This window comes from Allobosea sp. P1_B10 (assembly GCF_056406735.1).
In genome coordinates, this window is the sequence record NZ_JBFTZP010000003.1 from 201,835 (window position 1) to 213,617 (window position 11,783).

The following is an 11,783-nucleotide window of genomic DNA, read 5'->3' on the forward strand; positions in this document are numbered from 1 at the left end:
CCCCATGCTCGCCTCCCTCACTCGGTGACCTCACTCGGTGAGATCGTCGGTCACCGGCCGGAACGGGACAAGGGCCGGTGATCGACGAGCGCGTTCCGTTCAGATACCTCGGATCGACCCCGACGCGATCAGGACCGGCCCACGGCGGGGAGCCTCCTTGGGGTTGCTCATGCGCAACGAGTATCCCTTCGCGATCCAGGGCGCGATCTCGGGCAGGCTTCCGACCTTGACGTAATCGTCCTCGAACCGGCTCCTGCTGACCACATAGCTGCCGTCCGGATAGAGGTGGGGGTAGAGGACAAGGCCTGCGTCCTTGCCTCGTGATACGACCGAATGAATGCCTGCTCGTCCCGGCGACGCAGTCGTCCCCGCAGGGGTCGGGACCGGAGTTGGAGTCGGTTTGCTCTTCGGAGGAGGAGTCTCCTGGGGCGGGGGAATCACAGTCCGGGGCAACGAAGGAACGACAGTCTCCCGGAACGGGGAGCCGCCCAGTCGGGATGCCGCTTCGCTGATCTCCGCGTAGGCCTTGTCGATGCCGGAGGCACGACGGCGGGTCGGATCATCCTCGTGCAGGTCGTCGAACGAAACGTCCTTGATGAAGTAGCGAACCTGACTGCCGCTGGATCCGGCAGGGTGGGGAAGCAAGCCGAGAATCTGTTCTCGTCTGATGACCCCGGCGTCGGCGCAGTGCAACAGGGCATCCCGCGGAGTGGGGCCCAGCGCAATGTAGTGCGCGTCATCGCGAAGCAGGGCCAATGACGGCACGAAGTCTTTCTCGAAGGAACCCCGCAGAAGGGGACTGGACATGACGACGTTGAAGCTGTCGTTGAAGTGTTTCTTCCCGTCGAAGGCCGCATGAGGCACGACTGAGGTCGAATGCAGGAGCGCGGACGCACTGCCCCATAAATCCCGGGCGGATGCGATTCCGAGACGGCGATGAATATCCAAATGCTCGAGCATGCTGATTAGCCGTGTCCGCATTGCCCCCGCGAATGCGCCGGCTTCCTTGGCCACCGCGCGGGCCTCATCATCGGAACGGCCTGCCATGGCTCTGAAACGGAAGGCATCATAGGCGGCCTTCAACTGTGTGGTGCCGGGGGTAATGCCGACGATCACGAGCTTCGCCTCTCGGGCTACGTGCTCGAAAGGAATGTAACGGAGGCTGAACTTCCCATCCCTCCCGATCACGACCTCATCTGAGGCGATCGCGCCGCTGCCGGAGCGGAGGATAATATCGCGGTAATCGTCGAGAAGGATTCGATGCATGCTGCCCCCCAAAATCGGGCCGGTGCATATCCCGGAAGGTGGACGGCGTCGAGGTTGGGATGTGACAGCAGATGTCAGGATCTGCTCTCGATCTCGACGTCTGAATCCAGCGGGACCTCGGGCACTCGGTCGATGATCGCGAGCGCCGCTTACGACGTTGCTTTCCGAAGGATCTCAGGCGTCAGCAACTTGGGGCGGAGCGCGCCTGACAGGGCACGGCCGCGCACGCTGAGGGGGACACCGGGCCGACCGGCGAACGCGATGCCAAGCAGCTTCTCGATCGCCTCGGCGCCGGGCGCGCCGGACCCGAGGAGGATGATCGCGGCGTCGGCGAGCACGTCCCGCACGACGTCGGCGCGGGCCTCGATGCGGCCTTCGGCTGCGGCTGCCTTGTTCCGCTCCCGGGAGCGCCGCTTCGCCGCGCGCAAGTACTCTCGCCGCTCGTCCGGCGGCAAGGTCTTCGTGGTCGCCTTCGCCTTCGCCGCCTTGGCGATGGCCGTGTAGGCAGCCAGCAAGCGGTCGCTCTCGGTCGTCATCGTCGATCCTCCTGTGACGATGGTCCAGCGTCGGCTGAAGTGCGTCAAGTGTTGACAGGTCAACCTTTGTATCAAGGTTGACCTGTCAACTCTGAATTGAAGAATCGCGCACGGAAAGGCTTCGCCGCTCGCGCATTTCGGCTTCAGGCTCTCAGGGGATGCGGCGTCAGGCCCACGAAGGACTCGTTCTCAGGACCATGGGACTCGATGACAGGCCTTGCACGCAGAGGGGAGCCAGCCCGCAGCGTTAGCCGGTATGGAGCCGTGCCCGTGGTCGGTCCGGTCTGGAGCGCTCCTTTCCGTTGAGCCGATGCTCCGTCCGTCTCATGGCCAGGTGGGACAATCGTGGTAGGCTCGACAGAGGCGAACAGAACCGCGGAGCGGCCCGGTCAGGTCCGTCGCCCGGGCGCTCGAATCTCTCCCGGCCGGTCGTTACGCTCGGACCGTAGGGCCGGGCTGGACAGAAGGGATATGCCCGGAGGGCTCCCCACGGTTCTTCTATTCTTCCTCCCTTCCCACCCCCGGAGGGATCCGGTTCCGACAGGCCGAAGGCCCAGTCATCCGGCCCAACCGAACACATCGAACACGAAGCCTGGAACCCCATTGGGAAGACCCGAAAACACGGGACGAAGTCTATCTATTTAGAATCTGGGAAAAACGCCCCGCCGAAACACGCCGAAAACCTTTGCGCCAGCAGGCCGTGTCCACATTGTTTTCGTCACATCTTTTGCAAGCTCGACCCCCTCGAAATCGTCTTCGTCACGTTCTTTGCAACGTCTTCGTCACATCTTTTGCAAGACAGCCGTTTGGCGGCGAAGCCAGCCAAATCCGCCGACGGAATTCTTGAGCAATCACAACGAATTAGATGTCTTCGTCACGTCGATTTGCCCTATGTGACGAGGACCCCTCATCCTTTTAGTCACATACGAGCAAGGGATGTGACGAGATGGGGCTGCTGAAGACGAGATTGAGGGCGGTGACGCCGAGCCATCGGACCGAGGACGGCCTCTTCCGGCCCGCTCCCCGGGGAGACCTGTCGAAGGCCCTGACCTCCCGTGAGTCCTTTCGCGAGATCGCTCCTGAGTCCCCGCGCCCGATCGAGATGCTCGAGCATGTGACGGTCAAGGGCGACGACCGGCTGAGCGCCGACGACATCGCGCTGCACGAGCTGCTAGTCGATCATGCCTATCGGTCCACGGACCGGACGATGGATCGGCTCGAACACTCGATCCCGACCGCCCAAGTGCTGACCTTCCTCGGCGGTACGATCCGCCGGGCTGGGGTAAAGGCGTCGCTGGCCCGGCTTCGCTCGACGACGGTGACCATTGGTGCGGCCACCGGCCGTCTGTTCGAAGACGTCCAGCTCCTGATTCCCTGGACCGAGCGCGAGGGCGACGTCGACGAGATCCACTACGTGATCCCCCGGCCCATCGCGACGCTGATGGCTTCGCAGCGTCGGTATGGCTACATCGAGCTTGAGCCGATGTCGTGGATGCGCAGCCGGTACGGCATCCGCTTGTACCGGCACCTCGCGGCGGCTCTCATCGGAAAGATGTATGACCCGTCATCCAGCAATCTGCACGAGGTCCTCGTGCCTCTGGAGCAGATGGCGGAGTGGCTGGGATACCGACCACCGGAAGGTCGGCCCTTGCACGTTGGACAGATGAAGACCAGGGCCCTGGACCCGGCGATCGAGGATCTCTTCGCCGTTCGGCATTTTCAGATCCACGAGGCCCAGCCCCAGCACGCCACGACGCGCGGTAATCCTATCGAATCCTGGCGTTTCGTCCTCCGAATGATGCCGCCGTCCCATCATGAGGTCCGCCCGCTTGGCATCTCCAAAGAACTGCTTCGGCATGTTGGGGGCGTGGACGATCCGGCGTACCGCGTTGACCAGATCCTCTGGAAGCGAGCCGCTGCATATGCCTACCGGCACGGCGTCAACACCTCGATTTTCGAGATCTTCGATGCGTGGTTGATCGCCCTGAAAGAGGCGTTGACGATGGCCAAGGACGATACGGCGATGCCGGTATCGGATGGGGTATATACGCACCGCCTTCGTGGCGAGAGGCTCCTAATCGAGATCGAGACTCGCGGCGCGCAGGCGGCGGCGTGGGCATGGGCGATGGATGAGATTGCGAAGCCCGACCTCCTCATCCTCCGACACGGTAAGGAGGGCTCGGGCCTCGCTCGCGACGCCCGAAAGGCTCGCTTCGAAAGGTATCGCGCAACTGACAAGGGCCGGGAGGCGGTCGCGAAGAAGGCCAAGGAACGCCAGGAAGCCAAGGCGGCGAAAAAGGCGATGGCTCACGAGGCCGCTGCCGACGCTTCCCGGAAAGCCGATGTCGCCGCGACGTCCGCCGAGAGGCTTGTGCTGCATCTCTCGGTCGATCCAGACGAAGTCGAGTCTTTCGTAGCCGAGTTGCGCGGCACCGAGTGGACCGGCACGCGCGAGATCGGCGTCACCGTCCGCTGGAACGACGAGGAGACACGTGACGGCTTCGATGTCTGGGTCTTGGAGCCGGGCCTCGCGCTGTCGCAGGAAGACGTCCGTCGGCTGTCAGAGGACAGCCGGATTACGAACGTGGAGGGGCGGTGATGAAACAGGTGATCTTGAGGTTCTCGAAGTCCGTGCCGATCAGCTCCGAGGATGCCGCGAGGGACACGCTGGATTTCTATAACTGGCAATGGAGTGGTTCGGAGGAGACAGAGATGCCGTCCGCCTATGAACTCGGCTCGTTCCGGGGAGAGCGGGCGTCACTGCTGCGCCCGGTGAGATACACGCCAGAGGACGCTGATGCACTCATGAAGACGCTTCGGGTCGCCGAGCGCATCGTAGTCGTCGACTATGCGGCCGTGGCCAGGGAGAAGACTCGTAAGCGCCTGGTCGCTGAACGCATGCCCGCTCCGAAACCGGCTTCCAGGGAACAGGTGCCACCTTCGCTCCGCTTCCTGTTGTGCGACGAAGCGCGAGCCGAAGCCGAGCGATACTACCGCGAGACGGAGTTGTTCGGCCCCGTCGGGCTGCGGAACGTTGCGGATAATCTCGCTGATCGATACCCGTTCATGGCCCGTCTCGACGAGTGCCTGAACGGCGCAATCCGGCAGTGCCTTCGTACCGGGGCAGAGGTGCACCCGCCACCCGGAGGTCCGTATCCCTGGCGCTGGTGCGGCATCTCCGTCGCGATCGGCAACCCACAGGGCTCCGCCAGGCAGGTCGAGTGGGCCATGGAGACAATGGCGAAGTTCCCCCCGCGGCGGCAGGAAGTCAGTTCGACATCGAGGCCGAGACCATATCCTACCGTTACCCGCACCGAGGGCGGCGAGACTTATTACAAGCCGCGGGATGTGTCGGAGGAAGTCTTCGCCGCGTTCCCCGCCGAGCATCTGCACCTCCTCGGCGAACTCGCGAGGCGAGCTTTCCGAGGAGGGCGCAATCAGGATCCGGCACTCCGGGAATGGCTGGCGTCGTCGAAGTCGACGTCTGAAACCGTCTGAGCCCTCCCTTAACCAATCTCCCGGGCGACGACTTGCCTGGAGAATCGCCACCGGCTACATCGGCCGCTCCCCGATCTCCGGGGACCTGAGGACCTCATGACCTTCGTGCAGCTCATAGCCCTATCGCCAACAGCGACCTGAGCTGCCGGACGCCTCGTGCTCCGGCTTCAACCGGACATGCACGAGGTGCCTCATGACGACCAACGACAACACCCCCGCTAAGACTCCGCCCGACTGGGCTGTCGCCGACCGGCCCCGTCCGATCGAAGAACTGCTCCAGGCATCCTCCGCCGAGGTTTGCTTTACCTTCGTTATCGAGGCCGTTCGTCGGATCGACCCCGCCGAGGTTCCCTCGGTAGACGTGCTTATCGAGGCGCTGGCCACGGCGAAGATCGTCGACGACCACTCCCTCTATTTCCGCCGTGGCATCGACGCTGTCCTGCTGCACGAGGAGCTTCGTCCTGCGCTGATCCTCGGACTCGCGATCCGGGGCATGCCCGGTGCCGCCGGTGAAGTCGCGCAGGCTTTCGCCGCTCTTGCCGTCGGCCTCTCGCGCTGGCTCCGTGACTCGGCCAAGGGCGCGACGTCGCCCGATGAGAAGGCCGTCGTGCGGCGCGTGGAGCAGCGCGCCCGTATCGCTCGGCAGCTCTCCACCGGTTGGGGGGCCATCGCCGCCGGAGTCGGCTCGGACTACGCCGAGGCTGGGGCGACGACGCATGCCATGGCCTTGGGTGCCGAGATCGATGCCGCGACGGCGGCTCGCTTGGTACTGCCGGAGCCCACTTCTCGTGAGGAAGAAGCCATCCTCAATGATGGCTGGCAGCGTCGGATCGAGGCGCTCTACGGACACCTTGGCGTCGGCTACATCGCGGCGGGACGCGGTTGGTATGGTCTCATCGAGGATGCTCTCGAGGCCATCGACGCCAGCCTTCGGCCCGAGGATCGCGAAGGCTTCGCCATCAGCGACATTAAGGAGAAATACGGCACCCTCCGCATCTATTGCGACAACGCACCCGACGCCGTCGAGGCGATCATCGAGATCGCGGAGCGTCGGAGCGCCACGACCTGCGACCGCTGCGGCGATCACGGCCGCGTCGGCGGTCGGGGCTGGCTGGCGTGTCGTTGCGGTCGGCATGATATGAACTGAGGGAGGGACTCGACATGAAAATCTGGGTCCTCTCCGATCTGCATTACGAGTTGCAGCAGCATCTTCCGCTGACCATCCCCGAGGCCGACGTCGCGGTCCTCGCGGGTGATATCTCGCGTCCTCTGGAAGTCGCCGTCGAGTGGTGCGCGATGGAGCTTGCATGGCGAATGCCTGTCGTCCTCGTGCCGGGCAATCATGAGTTCTACAAGGATTCCGTGGCTGGCGGTCTCGAGCGTGGCCTTCGGGCGGCTGCTCGTCATCCCGCGGTCCACCTGCTGCACGACGCCTCAGTTGCGATCGATGGCGTCCGCTTCGTGGGCGGTACGCTCTGGACCGACTACGCTCTTGGCGCCGAAGGCGTTCCTGGTCCGGGACGTGACAGGGACATCGCGTATGCCATGCGCAATGCCGCTAACCTGCTCAACGATCACCGGGCGATCCTCAGGTCGGACCAGCAGCCCATCGTCGGCCGATCCCTCGAAGATCGGTGGATGCCGGTCGACGCCCGGCAGGCGCACATGAAGACGCGGGCCTATCTCGAATCGGTTTTGGCCGAGGAGCATCACGGCCCGACCGTCGTGGTCACCCACCATGCGCCGTCCGCCATGTCCGTCGCACCCAGGTTCAAGGGCTCACCGCTCAATCCGGCTTTCGCCAGCGACCTCACGGACCTCATCTGGCAGCACCAGCCCGACTTGTGGATCCACGGACACGTCCACGACTCTTTGGACTACGAGCTCGATCGCACCCGGGTGATCGCCAACCCACGGGGATACGAGCCCGAGAATGCTCTCGAGTTCAACCCTTCCCTGGTTGTGGAGGTTGGCTGATGACGAAGGTCGATGAACGGATGAAGGCTCTTCGGGAGCAGATGAATCGCGCTCGCATGAGGCTGGCGGCGGAGCGTATGGATCGGCGGGTGCGCGAGTTCGAGCGAAGCGCGGCAGTGCGCGCCGAGGAGGCTGAGTGCGGCCCCGGAACGGCACGGCCGATCGGCGAGCTCTCGCAGCAGCTCATGTCTGCGCTGGCGGACATCGAGCGGGGCGACGTTGAGGAGATGACCGTCGATGAGTTCCGCGTCGCGCTTCGGCGTCGGACCCTGGACTCGTGATCCCAATCGGGAGGCCGGAGCGAACCGGCCTCCCTGCTTTCACTGCTGGAACGCGGCTTGGCGAGCCATCTGCTCGAGGACGGTCGGACGACCCCGGCGCCGCTTTCCGCGAGGCGCGACAACCGGCGAAATCGATACCGGCCGCTCAGGCTGGCGATGTGCCTCGACGAAGGCCTCGAGGTCCTTCACCGCGAACATGGTGCGCCGACCGAGGCGGACGGTCCTCGGTCCACGATTGCGATAGACTAGGTCCCTGAGGGCCGGGCGAGACAGAGAGAGCATCGCGGCAGCGGCATCGTAATCAAGGAGAAGCGGGGCAGACACGGACACAATTCGACTCCGAACAGGAGCCGAGCACACGTCCCGTGCATCAGCATGATGGGCTGCTATTGAGGATCGCTCAGGCGGCGTAGCGGGGAACATCTCCCCCGGCCGTCCAAGACGGCATCCGGCTTACAGAGTCCGATACTTGGACAACACCCACACCAATGGTCCGCTGGATTTCAGGCCCCGTCAACTCGGTGTGTCGCCCGACGTCGCGATTGGTCGTGACGGATCGAACCCCGTCGACTAGTGTGTCCGCGCGTCGCGGCATGTCGGAAAGTCGCCCGGATTCAGGTGCTTAGGCGGCGTGCCGTGGCACAATTCTGGCACAGTTGGCAGCGATTTGCAGCGACATACGGCGATATGGAGCGACAGTAAGTGTTTGAAATTCCTAGATTCGATAATCTTTTCAAGGGATTTGACTGCCCTCCGAAGGCAAAGGTCACACGTTCGAATCGTGTCGGGCGCGCCATCAATTTATTGAAAATATTGGGCCATCGTTGCCTGAGCTGCAGCCTCCTGCGGCGGAAGGCGTCGAGACAAGAGCCGGCGCGGACGCCGCATCGCGTGCGCTGCCTGTGAGGTTGTCCGGGTCCGCGCTAGCGGCCCGCCTGCGCCAGCACGCAGTCCTCCCGGGCCGCCCCCCTGATCAGGTCGATCCCGTCCCGGGCAAACAGCTCCGCCAGCCAGTCGACGAAGACGCGCACCTTGTTGCTGAGATGTCGGTTGGGTGGGTAGACGATGTGCAACGGTTTCGGAGCCGCGCACCAGTCGAGCAGCAGCGGCACGAGGCGCCCCTGCGCGATCGGCTCGCGCGCCATGAAGGTGGGTAACTGCATGATGCCATGGCCGGCCAGCCCCGCGGCCATGTAGCCATTCCCGTCGTTCAGCGAGATGATGTAGCGCCCTACGATCTCGATCGTCTCCGTGCGGTTCTGGTAGATCATCGGCAGGACACGCCCGCCCAGCGCCGGCCGATAGGCGACGATGCGATGCTCCTCCTCGATGTCGCGGGGATGTCGCGGTGTCCCGAAACGGGCGAGATAATCGGGCGAGGCGCAGGTGATGAACTGCGTCTCGCCTATCCGCCGCGCGATCAGGCTCTGGTCGGCGATATCGCCGGCCCGGACCGCGCAATCGAGGTTCTCGCCTATGAGGTCGGCCGGCCGGTCGCTCATGCCGAGGTCGAGCTGGATGTCCGGGTAGCGGGCATGGAACTCGTCCAGCGCCGGGATGATGACGGCGATCGCCAGGGACGAGCTGCAATCCACCCGGAGGCGGCCGCTGGGCCGGGCCTGCGCGAGCGTCATGCTGGCATCGAGTTCGTCGAGATCGCCGAGCAGGCGCAAGGCGCGCTCGTAATAGGCGGCGCCGTCCATCGTCACCGTCACGCGCCGCGTCGTGCGATTGAGGAGCTTCGTGCGCAGATGGGCCTCGAGCTGCTGGATCTGCTTGGTAACGGACGGCTTTGGCAGGTCGAGAAGTTCGGCGGCGCGCGAAAACGTGCCGGCCTCAATCACTTTGACGAAGGCGCGCATGGCGCTGAGTTGATCCATCTTCGCGTCCGGAGGGCCCGAGTCGCCGCCGCATTGTTTCCCTCAGGAAATAATGAATGAGCGAATGAGCCATTTATTGCGGGAATGAGCTTACCTAAATGGAGCGACATCGCAACAGTGCAAGGCCTGCCATGCTCGCTCCGTCCGCCCAACCCTATCGAAGCCCGCGCGCCGTATTCTGGCGTGCGGAGACGATTGCGTCGGGGCCGGCAAACCTGGCCGCGCGGCTCTATGCGCCCTCAGACATCGCGGCCGATGCCGGGATCGTCATGCATCTGCATGGCGGCTCCTTCACCGGCGGCTCGCTCGCGCAGGGCGAGGCGGTTGCGACGATGCTGGCCGAGGCAGGCGCAGTCGTGATCTCTCTGGATTATCCGCTCGCACCCGCCCACCGCTTTCCCGAAGCGCTCGAGGCGGCCTATGCCGCGCTGCAGGCCATCGCCAGGAACCGCTCCCGCTGGGCCGCGAAGGCCGCGCCGCTTTACGTGGCTGGCGAGGAGGCCGGAGGCAATCTGGCCGCAGCGCTTGCATTGATGTCACGCGACCGGCGCGGCACGGCGCTGGCTGGCCAGATCCTGCTGTCGCCCATGCTCGACCCCTGCCTCGGCACATGCTCGTTGCGGGAAGCCGATGCCGGGCCCGTCGGTTGCCATTGGGCCGATGGCTGGGCCGATTATCTCGGCACGCCCGAGAGGGCAGCCCACCCCTATGCCGCCCCGGTCAATGCATCCCGGCTCGCCGACCTGCCGCCGGCCCTCCTGATCTCGGGGCAGGACGACCCGATGCGTGACGAGGCCGCCGCCTATGCGGCACGCCTGCGGGCTGCCGGCGTGACCCTGCACCACCATGTGCAGGCGTCCCTGACGCAATGGCCCGCGGCCTATGCCGGCGCGCCGCAGAACGGCTCATGCCTCTGCTCGGCATGCTGCCATGTCAGCGATTTCTACGCCCTGACCGCGCCTCCCTAGGCAGATTCCGGCGCTTTCTTTCATCCAGCTTTCAAATCAAGGAACCAACCCATGATTCAGGGAACGCGCCGTCGTGGCCTTTTGGGCGGAGGTCTCGCCGCCGGCGCCTCGCTCGCCACGCTCGCTCTCGCCTTCAACCTCTTCGGCGGCAACGCCCGCGGCGACGGTCCCGCCACGGCTCCCGCCGCACCGCCGGCGACCCCGGCTTCGGTCGCGACCGTCGAGCCGCGCGACATCGTCAACTGGGCGGAGTTCTCCGGCCGGCTCGAGGCGATCGAGCGCGTCGAACTACGCTCGCGCGTTTCGGGCGTGATCGAGACGGTGCACTTTCGCGAGGGCGGTCTGGTCCGGCAGGGCGACCTGCTGATCAGCATCGACCAGGCGCCCTATCAGGCCGAATTCGAGCGGGCGCAGGCGCAGGTCCTGGCGGCGCAGGCTCGCGTTGCGCTGGCGTCCGGCGAGCATGAGCGCGGCCAGCAACTCATGGTGAGCCGCAACGTCTCGCAGCGGGAACTCGATACCCGCTACAACGCGCTGCGCGAGGCCCAGGCCAATCTGCGTGCCGCGGAAGCCGCCCAGCAGACCGCGCGCCTCAATCTCGACTACACCCAGATCCGCGCCCCGATCAGCGGGCGCATCGGGCGGCTCGGCGTCACCGTCGGCAACCTCGTCGCTGCCGGTGCCTCAGCCCCGCTGCTGACGACGCTGGTCTCCGTCGACCCGCTTTATGCCAGCTTCGATGCCGACGAGCGCAGCGTGCTCGACGCGCTGGCGAGCCTCTCGGGCAATGAGCGCGCGCTCGACCGGATCCCGGTCCGGCTCGCGACCGCCAACAGCGAGGCGGGGAGCTACACCGGCAAGCTGCATTTCGTCGACAACGGCGTCGATGCCGCCAGCGGCACGGTGCGGGTTCGCGCACTGCTCGACAACCCCGACGGCAAGCTGCTGCCGGGGCAGTTCGTACGCGTCCAGATGGGCCAGGCGCGGGCCGAGCAGGGCCTCGTGGTCAACGAGCGCGCCATCGGCACAGACCAGAACAAGAAGTTCGTGTTCGTCGTCGGAGCCGACAACAAGGCGCTCTGGCGCGAGGTTACGCTTGGAGCGAGCCATGACGGGCTGCGCATCGTCGCCTCCGGCCTGAAGCCGGGCGAGCGCATCGTCGTCAACGGCCTACAGCGCATCCGCCCTGGCGCGGAAGTGGCGCCCGAGCCGGTGCCGATGGCCGAGAAATCCGAGCTGAAGCGCGGACCGGACAAGACCGAACTCGCCCAACGCTGAGCATTCCAACCGTCATTCTCGGGCGAAGCGACGCGCAGACCCGAGAAACTCCGGCAAGAGATGCTCGGGCCAGGCCCGAGCATGACGGCGCTTTCACGA

At 65.1% G+C, this 11,783-nt stretch carries 11 protein-coding genes and 1 tRNA gene; 8 read left to right on the forward strand and 4 right to left on the reverse strand.

Annotated features, from left to right (window positions below; translation table 11 throughout):
* Positions 1–99 precede the first annotated feature (99 nt).
* Together AC1D2L_RS08420 and AC1D2L_RS08425 are read right to left on the reverse strand one after the other, a co-directional pair.
* Complete coding sequence (locus AC1D2L_RS08420) at positions 100–1,266, reverse strand: hypothetical protein (RefSeq protein WP_476845403.1); 1,167 nt, start codon at positions 1,264–1,266, stop codon at positions 100–102.
* Positions 1,267–1,415: 149 nt separating this feature from the next.
* A complete protein-coding gene (locus tag AC1D2L_RS08425; RefSeq protein WP_476845404.1) occupies positions 1,416–1,802 on the reverse strand; it encodes a hypothetical protein in 387 nt (128 codons plus the stop codon).
* 946 nt (positions 1,803–2,748) lie between these two features.
* Here AC1D2L_RS08425 and AC1D2L_RS08430 point away from each other — a divergent pair.
* The 5 genes from AC1D2L_RS08430 to AC1D2L_RS08450 all read left to right on the forward strand — a co-directional run bounded on the left by AC1D2L_RS08430 (position 2,749) and on the right by AC1D2L_RS08450 (position 7,558).
* Complete coding sequence (locus AC1D2L_RS08430; RefSeq protein WP_476845405.1) at positions 2,749–4,401, forward strand: replication initiation protein; 1,653 nt, start codon at positions 2,749–2,751, stop codon at positions 4,399–4,401.
* Entirely contained in the window at positions 4,401–5,300 is a 900-nt protein-coding gene (locus AC1D2L_RS08435) for a hypothetical protein (RefSeq protein WP_476845406.1), read from the forward strand. Before AC1D2L_RS08430 ends, AC1D2L_RS08435 begins: the two co-directional genes overlap by 1 nt.
* A 193-nt stretch (positions 5,301–5,493) precedes the next feature.
* Positions 5,494–6,447, forward strand: coding sequence for a hypothetical protein (locus AC1D2L_RS08440; RefSeq protein ID WP_476845407.1), 954 nt, complete (start codon positions 5,494–5,496; stop codon positions 6,445–6,447).
* A 14-nt stretch (positions 6,448–6,461) separates the two neighbouring features.
* On the forward strand, positions 6,462–7,277 hold the full coding sequence (locus AC1D2L_RS08445) for a metallophosphoesterase (protein ID WP_476845408.1): 816 nt from the start codon (positions 6,462–6,464) through the stop codon (positions 7,275–7,277).
* Entirely contained in the window at positions 7,277–7,558 is a 282-nt protein-coding gene (locus AC1D2L_RS08450; protein WP_476845409.1) for a hypothetical protein, read from the forward strand. Before AC1D2L_RS08445 ends, AC1D2L_RS08450 begins: the two co-directional genes overlap by 1 nt.
* Positions 7,559–7,597: 39 nt before the next feature.
* Here AC1D2L_RS08450 and AC1D2L_RS08455 read toward each other — a convergent pair whose 3' ends face one another.
* Positions 7,598–7,981, reverse strand: coding sequence for a helix-turn-helix domain-containing protein (locus tag AC1D2L_RS08455; protein ID WP_476845410.1), 384 nt, complete (start codon positions 7,979–7,981; stop codon positions 7,598–7,600).
* A gap of 269 nt (positions 7,982–8,250) precedes the next feature.
* Between AC1D2L_RS08455 and AC1D2L_RS08460 the strand changes: the two genes are divergently transcribed.
* Positions 8,251–8,354 (forward strand) — tRNA-Arg (locus AC1D2L_RS08460).
* A gap of 127 nt (positions 8,355–8,481) precedes the next feature.
* On the opposite strand, the gene AC1D2L_RS08465 is transcribed toward AC1D2L_RS08460, so the two are convergent.
* Positions 8,482–9,438, reverse strand: coding sequence for a LysR family transcriptional regulator (locus tag AC1D2L_RS08465; RefSeq protein WP_476845411.1), 957 nt, complete (start codon positions 9,436–9,438; stop codon positions 8,482–8,484).
* A gap of 131 nt (positions 9,439–9,569) precedes the next feature.
* Here AC1D2L_RS08465 and AC1D2L_RS08470 point away from each other — a divergent pair, with 131 nt between their 5' ends.
* Both AC1D2L_RS08470 and AC1D2L_RS08475 read left to right on the forward strand, forming a co-directional pair.
* A complete protein-coding gene (locus AC1D2L_RS08470; protein ID WP_476845412.1) occupies positions 9,570–10,406 on the forward strand; it encodes an alpha/beta hydrolase fold domain-containing protein in 837 nt (278 codons plus the stop codon).
* A gap of 51 nt (positions 10,407–10,457) precedes the next feature.
* Positions 10,458–11,684 carry an efflux RND transporter periplasmic adaptor subunit gene (locus AC1D2L_RS08475; RefSeq protein ID WP_476845413.1) on the forward strand — a complete coding sequence of 409 codons (1,227 nt, stop codon included), beginning with the start codon at positions 10,458–10,460 and terminating at the stop codon, positions 11,682–11,684.
* The last annotated feature ends 99 nt before the right edge of the window (positions 11,685–11,783 follow it).